Below are 16237 nucleotides of genomic sequence, written 5' to 3'. Positions count from 1 at the left end.
AGACGGTGGCGGCGGGCGTCCGGGCGCCGGTCAGACGGTGAAGCGGACGGCCTCCAGCCACCACTGGGGCTCCAGCGTCCCGCCGAAGATCCAGCCCTGGGGCGACTCGCAGGCTAGCCCGCCCCAGCCGTGGCCGCCGAGCTTGTGGTTCTGGCAGACGTTGCCCGCCTCGACACCGATGGTGAAGCCGCTGAGGTTCGGCGCGTTCGAGGCGGCGCTGCCCAGGACCAGGTCCAGTCCGTCCGCCGCGCCGGACCACTCGGTGGTCCAGCCGTCCTTCTGGATGAACTCGTTGCCGTTGACCCGCTTCGCGTTGGCCACGGCCACGTTGATGGCCGTGATGGGCCGCCCGCCGCCCTCCCGGCCCGCGGTGGCGCCGTCGCAGGCGGGGGCGGTCCAGCCGGAGCCCTTCACATGGACCCGGTAGCAGATGTGCCGGCCGGCGTTCGAGGCGGCGAGCCGCTGGACGGCGTACGCGGCGGTGTTCGGAGGGAGCTTCGGCGGGCTGTTCTCCTTGACCTTGGTCTCCGCCGTCTTCTGCGTGGCGGTCGGCTCGCTCGCCGGGGTCGAGGGTGGGGCCGGTGCCGGCTCCTTCACGACGGGCTTCGGCTTGACGGACGGCTTCTTCGACGACGGCTCCGGGGTGGGCTCGGCCGGGGCGTAGTCGCCCTTCGGCGCCTCCAGGGAGTCCTCCTCCAGGAGGGTGTCCGATCCGGCGGCCACCGCCACGTCCTTCTTCTTGCCGTCCGAGTCGTCGGATGCCCAGATCAGCAGCGGCACCGAGAGCAGGACCACGCCGACCAGCCCGGCGGCGGCGAGGAGGGGCTTCTTCGGGTTACCGGTCGGAGGCCCGTCCGCCCCACCGGCACCGGCGGCCCCGGCACCGGCCGCCGCGGCGCGGTCTGCGTCGGTGCCGACGTTGGTGCCGGCGTTGGTGTCCGGGACGGCCCGGACCCCGGCGGCCGCCTCTCCGGCGCTCTCGCCCTCCGCTGCGGCTCGGGCTGAGGTTCCGGTGCCGCGTTCGGCTTCGGCTTCTACTTCGGCTTGGGCTTCGGCTTCGGGGCGCTCCTGCCGCGAGGACTCCTGCTCCGCGCTCTCCCGCTTCGGGCTCTCCTTCGTGGCGGCGGCACCCGCGGGTGTCTCCGGAGCCGTCGCCGTCTCCTCCTCCGGAACGGCTCCGGCGGGGGCGGGTCCGGCGGCCGTACGCGGTGCGGCCGGTGCCAGCATCGGGCCGGGGTCGGCCGCCGTGGCCCCGAGGGAGACCGCGCGCCGGACGGACGGACCGCCGCCGGACTCGGGCCCGTCGGGGGCTGACTGGTTCTGACTGGCCATCATTCTCCTTGAGCGTGCGAACTGTGGGGTGACGGGTGATGGGGTGCGGTCCTCTCCGGCTGTCCGTCCTGGCCCAGGGGACCGGAACACCGCTCGGGCCACTCCGCCGCCTCACCGGCACGCAGCCCCTTGGCGAGCGCCTGTTCGAGGTGTGCGAGCGCCTTGAGGTCCAGGCCGCTCAGTTCCTCCGACCCGTCCATGTAGGCGGTGGCGTTCCCGGGCAGCTCACGCAGCAGTACGACGGAGGGCGCGCCCGGCACGGCCCGCACCCCGAGCACCCGGAAGCCGGTCCCCGGTACAAAGACGATCTCCTCGTACGTCCCCGGGGAGCCGTGGGCGTGCAGTTGGCGAACGGTGCGCCCGGTCACCGACCAGATCGCGTAGCGCACGGGGGTCCCGGTGGGCAGCGCAGGCGTGCCGGCCAGAGCGCTGACCGGTGCCGGGTCCTGCAACAGTGAGCCGGTCGCGGGGTCGGCACCGTCGGCGACGCCGCCGCGCAGGGCCACGCCCCGGTAGGAGGGCAGCCTGCGCAGGGCGGACGCCAGGCAGCCGGCGTAGGGCATCAGCCGGCCCTCGCCGGTGCGCAGGTCGCGGATCAACTCGCGGTGGTGCAGGGGGCCTTCCTCGGCGGTGAGGTAGGCGTGCGCGGCGACCAGGTCGGTGCGCGCGACCTCCAGTTCGTGGCCACGGAGGGCGGGCAGCCGGGTGAGGACCCGGGAAACGGCCGCGGCGTGTCCCTCCCAGGCACCGGCCGACGCGTCCCGGAACGCGGCACGCTCGGCGGCGGAACTGACATGCCCCGGGACGAAGGGGAGGGCGGCGGCGGGAGTACGGGCGGGTGCCTCGCCGGTGCGGGGGTGTTGGGGGGCAGGTCGAGGTGCCGGTGCGGGTGGTTCGGGTGCCGGTGCCGGTTCGGATGCCGGTCCGCGTGCGTTTTCGGGTGCCGGTGCGGGGGCGGCGGTTCGCTGCGGCGCGGGAGGCGTGGGTACCGGGAGGCCGGTGTTCGGAGTGCCCGAGGCGCCCTCGACCGCCTCGGCCGGGCTCCCCTCCATGAGGCGTTCCGAGGACACGGCGGGCTTACCCCCTCCGGGCGGTGCCGCGGGGTCGGCGGCTTGCGGGCCAGTGGTCCGGGCAGCGCCTTCGGCCCCCTTCTCCTCGGCGGACTCGCCGCGCCGGGGAGCCCGCGGCGGCTTGCCCGCCGCTCCCGCACGGCCGACCGCCGACCGGCCTTCGACAGCCGCGCTCCCTTCCGTACGGCCGTCCGGCTGAACAGGCTCCGCCGACGCGCTGCCGTCGCCTCCCGGGCCCCGAACGGCAGGCGGCGTGGGATCGCCACTGGTCGTGTCCGGCCGTCGCAGGGCAGCAGATGAGCCAGGCTTTGAAGTCCCGCTCGCGCTGGCGGAGTTCGCCTCGGCGCCTGCTTCGCCGTCCGGGCCGGACGTTCCACCGCCGGGCTCGGCGGTCGGAGCGCCGACGGTCGCCGGTCCGACGGTCGCCGCTCCAGTGGTCGCCGGTCCGGTCGTTACCGCTCCGACGGTCGCAGCGCCGGAGGCCGCCGCCCCAGAGACCGCCGAGTCGACGCTCGCCCCACCGGACCGAGGCACCCCCGCTCCCCGCACGGCACCCCGGGCGGGCCCGTCCGGCGTGCCGGGTCGCTCGGCGTCCGGCCGGAGCCCGGCGGTCAGCCCGGTCGCCCGTGTCGGCCCGGCCGGCCCCGACCGGGCGGAGGTGACGTAGCGAATGCCCGGGACACCGTGTTCCGCTGCGAGCCGGCGCAGGGGTCCGTCGCCGGCGAGGAGTCTGCCGCGGACCATCAGGGTGGTGCGGGACCGGAGATCGGTGCCGAGACCGCGCAGGAGCAGGGCGAGGGCGGGCAGCAGGCTGTCGTCCAACGGCTGTCCGGGCGCGCCCAGTTCGACGGCACACGTATCGGGGTCCACCGCCCCTCCGGCCGGTGCGGGGCGCGGCCCGCCCGGTGCCCACAGGGCGAGTCCGGCCCGGGTCACGGTGGCCTGCCAGCGGTCCGTCAGCCGTACGGTGCCCGGCTCAGTGCCGCCGAGGATCCACTCGGGCAGGTGGAGCCTCACCGGCGTGGGCGCGGGGGTCCGCCCGTCCGCCGCGGTGGGCGCGCAGAGCACGGACGACACGAACGGCCGCCAGCTCGGCCGTCCGTCCCGCCCCACGAGCGTGGGCCGGGGTGACGTTCCGGGCGCCGCGTGGCCGTCGAGCAACGGAAGTCCGGTGAGCACCTCCACCTCGGTGCCCAGCAGTTCGGCGACCGACTGGCCGAGCCGGAGCAGATCGCGCCGCCCGCCGGGCGCGAGCCGCGCACGGGCGCGTTCCGCCGTCGGCAGCCCCGCGAGCACGGCCGCGACCTCGTCGGCGGCGACGTCCTCCGCCTGCGGGGCACCGACCAGCACCGTGAGGCGTTCGAAGTCGACGGGCACGGAGAAGCTCAGGTCGTCCGGGGCCGGACCGGGCGCGTCGGCGGGCCGGATCACCACACCCGCCGGCACCCGGTCGACGACACAGCCTCCCGAGGTCCGCACGGGCACCCCGTCCAGCGCCTCCTCCCAGGCGGGCACCGGTGCTCGTCTGCCCAGCCGCCGAGGTTCGGCACCGGGCGCGAACCTCCACCAACCGCATCCGGCAGCGGAGTCGCCGTGGACGAACAGCACGCCCCCGGGCGTGATCAGTACGGCGCCGTCCGGAGCGGTCACCTCGATCTCCCAGGCGTCCGCGATACGGCGGGCCACGCCGGGCCGGTCCGGCCGGTCAGCTCCGGCGCCGGACATCACGAGCCGGATCCGGTCGGTGCCCCGCTCACGAAGGGAGTCCAGCAGCGCGCCGAGCCGTGCCCAGTGCTCGGCGTCGGGCGCCGGGCCCCCGGCGGCGGTGCCGACGATCACGGTGACGACGTCCTCGTCCCCGCCGACGGCTCCGGCCACTTCGGCGACGGCGTCCAGCGGGAACGAGTCGTCCTCGACCGAGCGCACCAGCAGCACGCCGTCCACGTCCTCGACCGGCGGACCACCGCGCCCGCCGACTGCCGCGGAACCACCGGGGACCGTCCGGCCCGGCTCGCGGTCCGGTCCCGATCCGGGCCTGCGCCGCCGGCCGGGAATCACTGATGACCAGCGGCTCACGCTGCCGTCCCTCCAACGGACCGGACCGCCTCGACCAGCACCCGCGGCACGGTGCTGTCGGAGGTGGCGGCACCAGGAGCCCCCTGCCCCGCCGCGTCCGCGCGGCCGGCGCCGCGCACGGTGTCGGGATCGAGCAGCATGCTCACCGCGGCCGACGGGTTCACATACAGCACGTGCCCCTCGGGGATGCGCGTCAACAGGTCCTCCACCGTGACGAGTTCAAAGGCGAACCGGCCGGTGGTGTGCAGGAACACCGACGAGGTGAACACCGCCACCACCGCGGTCCCGTCGGACGCGGCGGCGCTCAGCGGACCGCCGCCCGGCGCCGTCAGCACGGCCACCTCGCGTCCGGCGAGCGCGGCCGGGACCGCCTCCGCCGGCCCGTATCCGGTGGACGCGAGCTGGACGGCGCGGTCCACGTCGTCCTCGGGTTCGGGCCAGCCGAGCGCGCGGGGCGAGGGCCGGTACTCGGGGTTGTCCTCCCACTCGACGATCTCGCCGTCCGCGGCGGACCGCCACCGTCCGGTCAGCGCCCACGGCGGCGGGCGCTCCGCACCGGACCACGTCGGGTCGACTACCCCGAGCCAGTGGTCAGGGGCGAGTCGACCCGCCTCACGGATGTCGTCCGGGACGGGCGGAAGCGTCTCACCCTGCTCACTCATCACGCGCCTCGTCCAGAGTTCGCCCGCACCGAAACGGCCTCCGGCAGGACGGCCTGCGCCCCGCCGACCTGAGCCGAGCCGGCCTGCACCGAGCCACCCGTAGCCACACCAGCCTGCGCCCCGCCGTCCTGCGCCGGGCCGTCCGGCTCGTCGTGCCAGAGCAGCAGGCGCGCGGTCGTCGCGTCCGTGACGAGCCCGGTGAGCAGGCCGGACTTGAGCGCGGCGCGAATCGCCCCGGTGTCGCGCCCGCCCGAGGCGACCCCGATCAGCTCCGTGACCTCGTGGAGTCCGGCGACGTCGACGGAGATCGTGCGGGAGGTCAGTTCCGTGGCCACCGGCCGCCCGTCGGCGTCCAGGATCTGACCGGCCACCTCCGCGCACGCACCGGCCGCCCGGAGCGTGTGACGCTCCCGCTCGGACAGGGCGTCGTGCACCGGTGAGTGCGGGCCGTCCCAGGCGCCGACGCCGACGACGGCCTTGGTGACGAGACCGAACCGGTCCAGGGCCTCGGCGGTGGCGGGCTGGCTGCGCAGCAGCGCGGCGGTCGCCGCGTCCGGCAGGAGGAACGGGACATGGAGCGGGTACGCCCGCCCGCCGCCCGCCGCGGCCGTACGGCGGACCGCGGCGATCGCGGAGTCGTGGGCGAGGTCCCGCCCCCGCACCCCGGTCAACTGGACCACGTCGCACAGCGGCAGCCGGCCGACCGCCTCGCTGAAGGCGTCCGCGGTGTGGCTGCCGTCCAGTCCGAGGACGTCGCCCTCCTCCGCGATCTCGGAGATCAGCCGGGCAGCCGCGATACCGAGCCAGCGGCCGGTCTGGCGCGGGTCCGCCGTACCGCCCTGGCCGCGGGACAGGCCGACAACGACGCCGTGCCGGAGTCCGAACCGTTCGGTCAGCGCCCGTCCGAGCGGGACGTCGACCTCGGCCGGCACCGTGATGTCGATGCGGACGATCTCGTGCGCGACGGCCGCCTCCAGCAGGCGGGCCACCTTGAACCGGCTGATGCCGAACTCCTTGGCGATCTCCACCTTGGACCGGTTCTCCAAGTAGAAGCGCCTGGCGACGGCGGCGGCGAGAAGGGTGTCGATCGGCGGGGGTAACGCCACCACTTCGGCCGGCTCGGCCATGTCCGCTCTCCGCACTCTCGTCGATTCGTCAACTCACCTGCTCCGCACATCAGTTCATCCGGGCGAAGTGAGTAACACATGACGAGAAGGCGACCACTGGGTGACGCAAGGGGCCGAAGTGAGGCGTGAGTCGACCGCCGACGGCGCCATCGGCACGGACGGGACCCGCCGCGCGACCGGCGCGCCGCCGACATCCCACCGACCCCCGAGCGCCGGGCACACCCCGCCAGACCCACCACCGACGGGCCCACCCCCCTACCGGCCCGCCACCCACAGGGCACCACCCACAGACCCGCGACCGGCGACCGGCGACCGGCGACCGGCGAGCCCGCCCTACCGGACCCGCCGGCCCGAAGCCTCCCGCCTCAGCGGCCGAGCTCCCTGCGGCCACCGCGGCGCAGCCTGCGTCGCTGCGACGGGTCGAGCGCGAGGTACGCGGCGGCCGGGACGCCGACGATGATCAGGAGCGCCGCCCACCAGGGCAGCCAGATGAGCAGAAAGATCCCGACCGCCGCACCCCCTGCGGCGATCTTGTGGTTCCGTGTCATGTGTGTCGCCTCCTCCGCGGCGCACTGCCGCTCTCTGCCTTGAAAACGGGTCCGCGCCCGACCCAGTTCCGGACCCGGACCCTGAGACGCCCCTGAGATGCACCCCCTACTGGTCCTCCACCCCTCCCACGGCGGCGGCAGGGACGCCCGCCCTCGCACCGGGACACTTGCCACCCTCCCACGCAAGTGACGCGGAACACAGCCCCGTCATGCCGGGTCGGGCCGCCGACTGCTGTACCCTCGGCGACTCCGCTCCCAGTAGTCAAGTTTGAGGAATCCGCCATAGCCGCGCAGAAGGCTTCCCCCGCACCACAGTCCGAGATCTTCGAACCCGCCCACCACTGCGCCGTGTTCGTGCCCGGCGATCCGGCACGCACCGGCAGGGTCGCCTTCTGGTGCCCCGACGGCTCGAACCCCCCACTCGTCGAGGGGGCGTCGGCCGAGGAACTGACGGTCGTCAGGCCCGGCCCGGACGGCGTCGAGCGGGTGACCGTCCGCGCCGTACTCCTGCCCCTCGGCGAGGCCCTGCCGGTGCTGCTCGGCGCGCGGTCCGCGCAGGGGGCTCATCGCGCGTGCGCGTTCTGGGGCTCGGCGGCCCTGCTCGCCCTGCACTTCGTGGCGCGGGGCCTGCTGCTGCCCGGCCTCTCCCCCGGGGACCACGACGCCTGGCGCGTCGGCCCGCTCGGCACGGCGGACATCGAGGACGTCCGCCGACTGGCCGCCGCCATGCCCCCGGAAGCCCACTCCGTACCGACGCGGCCCGCCCCCGCCCCCCTGCGTCTGCCCGACCCCGAGCGGTTGCTGCGCGCCTTCCTGGACGCCGTGGCGGACACCCTGCCGCGCACCGCGGCGGCCCCCCTGGTGACCGGCGAGCCCGCCTACGCGACGCCGGAGCCGCAGAGCCTGCCCGGACATCGCGCGTGGGCCGCCGATGTCGCCGCCGGCCACGACGCCGGCGTACGCCTGTCACTGCGGATCGAGGTCCCCGGCCTCGCCGACGCCCTCGAACCGGACGCGCCTTACGCCTTCCGCGCGGTCCTCCAGGTGCACGGCGCCGTCGACCGGGCGCTGGTCGCGGACGCCTCCCAGGTGTGGGCCGGGGCCTCGGCCTTCGACTCCCGCGCGCGGATGGACGCCCTGCTCGCCCTGCGGCGCGCGGCGCGCGCGTGGCCGCCCCTGACCCCGCTGCTCGCGGCCACCGTGCCGGACGCCGTGGAGCTCGCCGACGAGGAGGTCGCCGACCTGCTCTCCACCGGGGCACGCACGCTGGCCGGGGCGGGTGTCGACGTGCACTGGCCGCGCGAGCTGGCCCGCGAGCTGACCACCCACGCGGTGATCGGACCGCCCGACGAGGAGACCGGCCCCACCGGGCTCGCCGCCGACACGCCGTCGTTCCTGTCCGCCGACGCGCTGCTCTCCTTCGACTGGCGGTTCGCGCTGGGCGGTGCGGCGCTCTCCCGGGACGATCTGGACCGCCTCGCCGAGGCCAACCGGCCCTTGGTGCGGCTGCGCGACCAGTGGGTCCTCATCGACCCCGAGGAGGTGCGCCGGGCCCGCGGCCGGCGCGACCGCAAGGTCACCCCGGTGGACGCGCTGGGCGCCGCGCTCACGGGTTCCGCCGAGATGGACGGGCGCACCGTCGAGGTGCGGCCGACGGGGTGGCTGGCGGGTCTGCGGGAGCGGCTGGCCGACCCCGAGGGGCAGGATCAGGTGCCGCAGCCCGCGGCGCTCGCGGCCACCCTGCGGGACTACCAGCGGCGCGGCCTGAGCTGGCTGGCCCGTACGACCTCGCTGGGTCTTGGCTGCTGTCTGGCCGACGACATGGGACTGGGCAAGACGATCACCCTGGTGGCGCTGCATCTGCACCGGCAGACGGACCCCGCCTCGGCCGGTCCCACCCTGGTGGTGTGTCCGACGTCGCTGATGGGCAACTGGCAACGCGAGATCGAGCGGTTCGCCCCCGGCACCCCGGTACGGCGCTTCCACGGCGCCCGGCGGGACCTGGCGGCGCTCGCCGACGGGGAGTTCGTGCTCACCACCTACGGCACCATGCGCCTGGACGCGCGCCGGCTCGCCGAGGTGCCCTGGGGCCTGGTCGTCGCGGACGAGGCCCAGCATGTGAAGAACCCGTACTCGGCCACCGCGCGGGAGCTGCGCTCGATCGGCGCGCGCGCACGCGTGGCGCTCACCGGCACCCCGGTGGAGAACAACCTCTCCGAGCTGTGGGCGATCCTCGACTGGACGACGCCCGGCCTGCTGGGCCGGCTCGGTACCTTCCGCTCCCGGTACGCGCAGCCCGTGGAGGCGGGCCGGGATCCGGTCGCCGCGGAGCGGCTGGCCCGGCTGGTCCGCCCGTTCCTGCTGCGCCGCCGCAAGTCGGACCCCGGGATCGCGCCCGAGCTGCCTCCGAAGACCGAGACCGACCGCGCGGTGTCGCTCTCCGAGGAGCAGGCGGCCCTGTACGAGGCGGTGGTGCGCGAGACCCTCGCGGAGATCGCCGGGGCGGACAGCATGGCCAGGCGCGGGCTGATCGTGAAACTGCTGACGGGGCTGAAGCAGATCTGCAACCACCCGGCGCAGTACCTCAAGGAGGAGCGGCCGGGGGCCGTCGGGCGGTCCGGGAAACTGGAGCTGCTGGACGAGTTGCTCGACACGATCCTCGCCGAGGAGGCGGGCGCGCTGGTCTTCACGCAGTACGTGCGCATGGGGCGGCTCGTCGAGCGGCATCTGACGTCCCGCGGTGTGCAGGTGCAGTTCCTGCACGGCGGTACGCCCGTCGCGGAGCGGGAGGAGCAGGTGCGCCGTTTCCAGGCCGGGGAGGTGCCGGTGTTCCTGCTGTCGTTGAAGGCCGCGGGCACGGGCCTGAACCTGACCCGGGCCGAGCACGTCGTGCACTACGACCGCTGGTGGAACCCGGCGGTGGAGGCGCAGGCCACCGACCGCGCGTACCGCATCGGGCAGACCCGGCCCGTGCAGGTGCACCGGCTGATCGCCGAGGGCACCGTCGAGGACCGGATCGCCGACATGCTGAGCCGGAAGAAGGAACTGGCCGACGCCGTGCTGGGCTCCGGTGAGGCGGCGCTGACGGAGCTGACGGACGCCGAACTGGCCGAGCTGGTCGAACTGCGAGGGGGCGCGTGATGGCGGGGCGTGACGAGTACGCGGACGTGGAGCGCACGTTCGGGGCGCTGCCTCCCGCGGCCGGGAGGGGCTTCGCGCAGACCTGGTGGGGCCGGGCCTGGCTGAAGGCGCTGGAGGACACGGCGCTGGACTTTGGACAGCTCAAGGCGGGGCGCCGGCTGGCGCGTGCGGGCGCCGTGGGCGCGGTGTCGGTCCGCCCCGGGCGGATCACGGCCGTCGTCCGGGACCGCGACGGCACGCTCCACCGCGCGGACGTTGTGCTGGAGGAGCTGTCGGGTGAGCAGTGGGACAGGTTCCTGGACACGGCCGTGGAGCGGGCCGGACATGTGGCGGCGCTGCTGGACCGCGACATGCCGCCGCACCTGGTCGAGGACGCGGCGGCCACCGGTGTCGAACTGCTGCCGGGCCTGGGCGACCTGGAACCGGAGTGCGACTGCGGGGCCTGGGACCACTGCGGGCACACGGCGGCCCTGTGCTACCAGGTGGCGCGTCTGCTGGACCAGGACCCCTTCGTGCTGCTGCTGATGCGGGGCCGGGGTGAACGCGCCCTGCTGGACGACCTCCAGGCCCGCAGCGCGGCCCCCGCGGTGGCGGCGCCGGAGCCGGAGGGCGTGGACGCGGCGGAGGCGTTCGCGGCCGGTGACATCCTGCCGCCGCTCCCGGGACTCCCCGCACGCCCCGCCGAGCCGGGGGTGCCGCCCTCCCTGGACACCGAGACGCCGGCGCCGGCGGGCACCGACTTCGTGGCCCTGGAGTACCTCGCCGCCCGGACCGCGGCGGAGGCGCACCGGCTGCTGGGCGCCGCTTCGAGCGGGCGGCCGGAGCACGCGGTGCCCGTCGGTCTGCCCCTGTCCCAGGACGCGGTCCGGCTCGCCGCGGGGGCGGCCGGGGCGGCGGTGGCGGAACGGCTGGCCGCCGGTTCGGGGCGCGGCCGGGAGCAGTTGGCGCTGGCCGTGCGGGCCTGGGAGCTGGGCGGGGCGGCGGCGCTGTCCGTGCTGGAGGAGGAGTGGACGGTGGAGGGCGAGGCCCTCGCACGCGCGCGTGCGGCCCTGGAATCGGCCTGGGACGAGGACGAGCGGCCGGCGCTGCGGGCCCGGGGCAACCGCTGGACGGCCGTCGGTACGACGGCGCAGGTGCGGCTCGACGGGGACGGCCGCTGGTGGCCGTATCTGAAGGAGCGGGGCCGTTGGGTGCCGGCCGGCGGCCCGGCGGGGGACCCGGCGACCGCGCTCGCCTCCGCGGGAGTCGGGGCCGCTTCTCCGCGGTGACCTGGGGGTCCGGCGCGCGGAAGGGAGGTGGGACGTCGGCTCGACGATCGACCGACGTCCCCCGTTCACCCGTTGATCGCGCAGCGTTCGGCACAGGGGCCAAATCTGGCCACTGTCACCGAACCTGGTCCTCAGGAGGCCCCGATGTCCCCGCACGCCACCGGCCGGCGCCGCGTCCACCGTTCCGTCGCAGCGGGCGTACCCCTCGCCGTCGTGGCCGTCCTCGCGGCCACCGGGCCCGCCGCGGGCGCTCCGTCCGACGACGCCCGGGTCGTCTCCACCGCCACCCTCGGCGACATCCCGCTCGCCGCGTTCAGCAACGCGCTGCTGCCGGGCACGGTCGCCGACGACCGGGGTGTCGACCTCGGCGGCATCGGCAGCGACATCTACCCGACCGGCCGCGAGGGCGAGTTCTGGACCGTCACCGACCGCGGCCCCAACGGCCAGATCAAGGTGGACGGCACCAAGCGCCGCACCTTCCCGGTGCCCGGCTTCGACCCGGCGATCGTCAAGATCCGTGTCACCGGCGGATCCGTACGGGTGATCGACGCGATCCCGATCACCACCTCCTCCGGCAAGCCGGTGACGGGGCTGTCCAACCAGGAGGGCCGCGACGAGGCGCCGTACTCGTACAACGCGACCACGGCCCTGTCGTACAACCCGAACGGTCTGGACACCGAGGGCATCGTGCGGGCCGAGGACGGCAGCTTCTGGCTGGTCGACGAGTACGGGCCCTCGCTGGTGCACGTCTCGGCGCGCGGCAAGGTGCTCACGCGGTACGTGCCCGAGGGGCTGAACCTGACCGGTGCCGGCTATCCGGTGGTCGAGGCGCTGCCCGCCGTGCTGCTGCACCGAAAGATCAACCGCGGTTTCGAGGGGCTCGCCCAACTGCCGGGCGGTGACCTGGTGCTGGCCGTGCAGAGCCCGCTCTCCCTGCCCGACGGCGACGCCGGCGAGAACTCGCGCACCACCCGTCTGCTGCGCTTCTCGCCTAAGAAGAAGGCGGTCACCGCCGAGTACGCGTACCGCTTCGACGCGGTGAACGTGGTGGACCCGAGCGAGGACGACACCTCCGAGCTGAAGATCTCCTCGGTGGTCGCAGTGGGCGGCGACCGGCTGCTGGTGGAGGAGCGCACCGACAAGGCCGCCCGGCTGCACCTGGTGCGGCTCGACCGCAAGTCGGACATCCTCGGCGACGTGTGGGACGACGACACCACCTCGCCGTCGCTGGAGCAGCTGGACGACCCCGCCGCCGCGGGCGTGCCCGTCCTCGCCAAGAAGCTGGTCGTCGACCTGGGCACGGTCGCGGGGATCCCGGGCAAGATCGAGGGCGTCGCGCGCGTGGACCACCGCACGCTGGCCCTGATCAACGACAACGACTTCGGTATGAGCGACGGTACCGGCGCGTTCGACGCGCAGGGCCGGCTGGTCGACAGCGGCATCGAGACGAAGGTCGTCTACGTCCGTCTGCCGCGCGGCCTCTGACGGACACCGGTACGCGCGCGTGGCGGTCGGTTCCGGCCGGCCACGCGCGTGTGCCGTTCCCGGTTCAGGGCAGCTCCACGTCGTCGAGGTCGGGCAGCAGCGACTCGATCGCGCTGGGCAGATCGCTCGGCACCTCGGTGGGGAACCCCGACGGCAGCAGTGAGGTGGGCAGTTCGCTCGGCAGCCTGCTGGGCAGCTCGGTGGGGATGCTGAAGGACGGCCTCGCGCTCGCGCTGCTCTCGGACGGGGACTTCTCCGCAGGCGGGTCGTCGCCGCCCGAGGCCAGCATCACCACCAGGGCGACGGCCCCGCAGGTCACCAGCACCGCGAGCAGGGCGAGGAGCGGATTGAACCGCCTGCCGGGGCCCCCGCCCGGTGGCGGTGCGTCGTCCGGTGGCGGTCCGTAGGGGGGCGGTCCGAAGCCGTCGGGGGGCGGTCCGTAACCACCGCCCGCGGGCGGTGTGTCGCCCGGCGGACCGGGAGGCTGAGGCGGTACGGGCGGAATGGCCATACCGTCCAGCGTCGCCCCCGGGCCGCGATCACGCGAGCGGCTCGCGGAAGTTGATACCCGCCGATCTCACGGACCGCGCGATTCCGCCGTGTTCCACGGGGTCGCGCGGCGAAATCGCGCGCCCCCGGTCCACGGCCGACGCGCACGGCGCGGTGCCACGCGCGAAGCGCAACCCCGGTGGGTGCGCCCCGCACGCGGCACCGGCACGCGCGGGTGACCGGTCAGCCACGCGCCCCCAGCAGGTGGTCCATGGCGAGCTGGTCGAGCTGCTCGAAGGCCATCCCGCGCGCGGCGACCGTCTCGGCGTCGAAGTCCTCGAAGGCGGCACGGTCGGCGAGCAGCGCCTGGAGGCCGTCGGCCGCGGTGGGCTGCGCCAGCTCGTCCAGCCGCGAGGCCTTGAGCGCCTCCTGGACCTGCGGGTCCGCGCGGAAGGCGGCGGCGCGCTCCTTGAGGATCAGGTAGTTGCGCATGCAGCCCGCGGCGGACGCCCACACGCCGTCCAGGTCCTCGGTCCGCGGCGGCTTGAAGTCGAAGTGGCGCGGCCCGTCGTACCCGGCGCTCTCCAGCAGGTCGACGAGCCAGAAGGCGGCGCGCAGGTCGCCGGCGCCGAAGCGCAGGTCCTGGTCGTACTTGATGCCGGACTGGCCGTTGAGGTCGATGTGGAAGAGCTTGCCCGCCCACAGGGCCTGGGCGATGCCGTGCGGGAAGTTCAGCCCGGCCATCTGCTCGTGGCCGACCTCGGGGTTGACGCCGTACAGCTCGGGGCGCTCCAGGCGCTCGATGAACGCCAGCGCGTGGCCGACGGTGGGCAGCAGGATGTCGCCGCGCGGCTCGTTCGGCTTGGGCTCGATGGCGAAGCGCAGGTCGTAGCCCTGGTCGGTGACGTACTCGCCGAGCAGGTCGAAGGCTTCCTTCATGCGGTCCAGGGCGACGCGCACGTCCTTGGCGGCGCCGGACTCGGCACCCTCGCGGCCGCCCCAGGCGACGTAGGTCTTCGCGCCCAGCTCGGCGGCCAGGTCGATGTTGCGGATCGTCTTGCGCAGGGCGTAGCGGCGCACGTCGCGGTCGTTGGCGGTGAAGGCGCCGTCCTTGAAGACGGGGTGGGTGAAGAGGTTGGTGGTGGCCATCGGCACGGCCATGCCGGTGGCGTCCAGGGCCTGCCGGAAGCGCTTGACGTGCGCCTCGCGCTCGGTGTCGGAGGACCCGAAGGGGATCAGGTCGTCGTCGTGGAACGTGACGCCGTGGGCGCCGAGCCCGGCCAGGCGCTGGACCGTCTCGACCGGGTCGAGGGCGCGCCGGGTGGCGTCGCCGAAGGGGTCCCGTCCCTGCCAGCCGACGGTCCACAGGCCGAAGGTGAACTTGTCCTCGGGGGTGGGCTGGTAGTTCATGCCGCGGCTCCTCGCCTGCTCCGACTGATTGCTGCCGACTATTTCGTCATGGCACTTTACAAATTAGTATGCACTCGCGTCCCTGGGAAGAGAACAGGTGTCCTCGGGTCAGGACACGAGCCGCAGGGAACCCGAGCCGCACAGGAGGAGAGCCCGATGTCAGCAGCCGAAGGACCGCTCGTCGTCGGCGTGGACACGTCCACCCAGTCGACCAAGGCCCTCGTCGTGGACGCGGCCACCGGGGTGGTCGTCGCGAGCGGCCAGGCCCCGCACACCGTGTCCTCGGGCGCGGGCCGCGAATCGGACCCCCGGCAGTGGTGGGACGCCCTGTGCGAGGCGCTGCGCCAGTGCGGTGACGCCGCGCGCGAGGCGGCCGCGGTGTCGATCGGCGGCCAGCAGCACGGCCTGGTCACCCTGGACGGGCGGGGCGAGCCGGTCCGCCCGGCGATCCTGTGGAACGACGTCCGCTCCGCCCCGCAGGCCCGCCGTCTCGTCGAGGAACTGGGCGGCCCCAAGGGCTGGGCGGAACGCACCGGCAGCGTGCCCGGCGTCTCCTTCACGGTGACGAAGTGGGCGTGGCTGGCCGAGCACGAGCCGGAGGCCGTCCGCGCGACGCAGTCGGTACGGCTCCCCCACGACTACCTCACCGAGCGCCTCACCGGGCAGGGCACGACCGACCGCGGCGACGCCTCCGGCACCGGCTGGTGGGCGTCGGGGACGGAGGCCTACGACGAGGAGACCCTCGCGCACGTGGGCCTGGACCCCGCACTGCTGCCCCGCGTGGTGCGGCCCGGCGAGGTGGCGGGCACCGTGCGCACCCATCACGACCTGCCGTTCGCCAAGGGAACCCTGGTCGCCGCCGGCACCGGCGACAACGCCGCCGCCGCGCTCGGCCTCGGCCTGCGCCCCGGTACCCCGGTGCTCAGCCTGGGCACCTCCGGCACGGTGTACGCCGTGGCCAGGAACCGCCCCGCGGATCCGACCGGCACGGTGGCGGGCTTCGCCGACGCGCACGGCGACTGGCTGCCGCTCGCCTGCACCCTGAACTGCACCCTCGCCGTCGACCGCGTGGCGGCCCTGCTGGGCCTGGACCGCGAGGCGGTGGAGCCCACGGCGGACGTCACGCTCCTGCCCTATCTGGACGGCGAGCGCACCCCGAACCTGCCGGGCGCCTCGGGGCTGCTGCTGGGCCTGCGCCACGACACGACCGCGGGCCAGCTCCTCCAGGCCGCCTACGACGGCGCCGTGCACTCCCTGCTCGGCGCGCTCGACCTGGTGCTCGACGCGGACGCGGACCGCTCGGCGCCGCTGCTGCTGATCGGCGGCGGCGCACGGGGCACCGCCTGGCAGCAGACGGTACGGCGGCTGTCGGGCCGCCCGGTGCAGGTCCCCGAGGCCAAGGAGCTGGTGGCGCTCGGTGCCGCGGCCCAGGCGGCCGGCCTGCTGACCGGCGAGGACCCGGCGGCCGTCGCCCGCCGCTGGAACACCGCCGCCGGCCCCGTCCTGGACGCCGTGGAGCGGGACGAGGCGACGCTCGCACGGATCGCCGGGGTACTCTCCGACGCGGCCCCGCTGCTGGAACGGAGCCCATCGGCCCGGTGACGGCACCCACCGCGACCGCCCGCACCT

11 protein-coding genes are annotated in these 16237 nt (G+C 75.0%); 4 read left to right on the top strand and 7 right to left on the bottom strand.

Features of this window, described 5'->3' with window-relative positions; all coding sequences use genetic code 11:
- Window positions 1-30: 30 nt before the first annotated feature.
- From ABT296_RS00120 to ABT296_RS00100, 5 genes are all read right to left on the bottom strand, one after another.
- Complete coding sequence (locus tag ABT296_RS00120; protein WP_351922060.1) at window positions 31-1332, bottom strand: hypothetical protein; 1302 nt, start codon at window positions 1330-1332, stop codon at window positions 31-33.
- Complete coding sequence (locus ABT296_RS00115; protein ID WP_351922059.1) at window positions 1332-4478, bottom strand: hypothetical protein; 3147 nt, start codon at window positions 4476-4478, stop codon at window positions 1332-1334. Before ABT296_RS00115 ends, ABT296_RS00120 begins: the two co-directional genes overlap by 1 nt.
- Window positions 4475-5140, bottom strand: coding sequence for a type VII secretion system-associated protein (locus ABT296_RS00110; protein ID WP_351922058.1), 666 nt, complete (start codon window positions 5138-5140; stop codon window positions 4475-4477). The genes ABT296_RS00115 and ABT296_RS00110 overlap by 4 nt, the downstream gene beginning before the upstream one ends.
- The gene (locus ABT296_RS00105) at window positions 5140-6267 is read right to left on the bottom strand and encodes a sugar-binding transcriptional regulator (RefSeq protein WP_351922057.1); all 1128 of its coding nucleotides are present in this window, start codon (window positions 6265-6267) and stop codon (window positions 5140-5142) included. Before ABT296_RS00105 ends, ABT296_RS00110 begins: the two co-directional genes overlap by 1 nt.
- A gap of 365 nt (window positions 6268-6632) precedes the next feature.
- A complete protein-coding gene (locus ABT296_RS00100; protein WP_351922056.1) occupies window positions 6633-6815 on the bottom strand; it encodes a tail-anchor membrane protein in 183 nt (60 codons plus the stop codon).
- Between the two features lie 282 nt (window positions 6816-7097).
- On the opposite strand from ABT296_RS00100, the gene ABT296_RS00095 reads away from it, so the two are divergent.
- From ABT296_RS00095 to ABT296_RS00085, 3 genes are all read left to right on the top strand, one after another.
- Complete coding sequence (locus ABT296_RS00095; RefSeq protein ID WP_502977152.1) at window positions 7098-9956, top strand: SCO1167/SCO6262 family helicase; 2859 nt, start codon at window positions 7098-7100, stop codon at window positions 9954-9956.
- On the top strand, window positions 9956-11224 hold the full coding sequence (locus ABT296_RS00090; RefSeq protein WP_351922054.1) for an SWIM zinc finger family protein: 1269 nt from the start codon (window positions 9956-9958) through the stop codon (window positions 11222-11224). The genes ABT296_RS00095 and ABT296_RS00090 overlap by 1 nt, the downstream gene beginning before the upstream one ends.
- 144 nt (window positions 11225-11368) lie before the next feature.
- On the top strand, window positions 11369-12709 hold the full coding sequence (locus ABT296_RS00085) for an esterase-like activity of phytase family protein (protein WP_351922053.1): 1341 nt from the start codon (window positions 11369-11371) through the stop codon (window positions 12707-12709).
- Between the two features lie 64 nt (window positions 12710-12773).
- Here the strand turns inward: ABT296_RS00085 and ABT296_RS00080 are convergent, their stop codons facing one another.
- A complete protein-coding gene (locus ABT296_RS00080; RefSeq protein ID WP_351922052.1) occupies window positions 12774-13220 on the bottom strand; it encodes a hypothetical protein in 447 nt (148 codons plus the stop codon).
- Window positions 13221-13441: 221 nt separating this feature from the next.
- Window positions 13442-14608 carry a xylose isomerase gene (gene xylA, locus ABT296_RS00075; RefSeq protein ID WP_351922051.1) on the bottom strand — a complete coding sequence of 389 codons (1167 nt, stop codon included), beginning with the start codon at window positions 14606-14608 and terminating at the stop codon, window positions 13442-13444.
- Window positions 14609-14764: 156 nt separating this feature from the next.
- On the opposite strand from xylA, the gene xylB reads away from it, so the two are divergent.
- The gene (xylB, locus tag ABT296_RS00070; protein WP_351922050.1) at window positions 14765-16210 is read left to right on the top strand and encodes a xylulokinase; all 1446 of its coding nucleotides are present in this window, start codon (window positions 14765-14767) and stop codon (window positions 16208-16210) included.
- The last annotated feature ends 27 nt before the right edge of the window (window positions 16211-16237 follow it).

The organism is Streptomyces sp. NPDC000983 (genome assembly GCF_040299205.1).
In the GTDB taxonomy this organism is placed as follows: Bacteria; Actinomycetota; Actinomycetes; order Streptomycetales; family Streptomycetaceae; genus Streptomyces.
This window is presented reverse-complemented; position numbering and strand designations above follow the sequence as displayed.

Excerpts from the sequence above, each read along its gene's own strand:
- ABT296_RS00120 (WP_351922060.1), bottom strand. The coding sequence starts at position 1,332 with ATGGCCAGTCAGAACCAGTCAGCCCCCGACGGGCCCGAGTCCGGCGGC.
- ABT296_RS00110 (WP_351922058.1), bottom strand. The coding sequence starts at position 5,140 with ATGAGTGAGCAGGGTGAGACGCTTCCGCCCGTCCCGGACGACATCCGT.
- ABT296_RS00105 (WP_351922057.1), bottom strand. The coding sequence starts at position 6,267 with ATGGCCGAGCCGGCCGAAGTGGTGGCGTTACCCCCGCCGATCGACACC.
- ABT296_RS00100 (WP_351922056.1), bottom strand. The coding sequence starts at position 6,815 with ATGACACGGAACCACAAGATCGCCGCAGGGGGTGCGGCGGTCGGGATC.
- ABT296_RS00090 (WP_351922054.1), top strand. The coding sequence starts at position 9,956 with ATGGCGGGGCGTGACGAGTACGCGGACGTGGAGCGCACGTTCGGGGCG.
- ABT296_RS00085 (WP_351922053.1), top strand. The coding sequence starts at position 11,369 with ATGTCCCCGCACGCCACCGGCCGGCGCCGCGTCCACCGTTCCGTCGCA.
- ABT296_RS00080 (WP_351922052.1), bottom strand. The coding sequence starts at position 13,220 with ATGGCCATTCCGCCCGTACCGCCTCAGCCTCCCGGTCCGCCGGGCGAC.
- xylA (WP_351922051.1), bottom strand. The coding sequence starts at position 14,608 with ATGAACTACCAGCCCACCCCCGAGGACAAGTTCACCTTCGGCCTGTGG.
- xylB (WP_351922050.1), top strand. The coding sequence starts at position 14,765 with ATGTCAGCAGCCGAAGGACCGCTCGTCGTCGGCGTGGACACGTCCACC.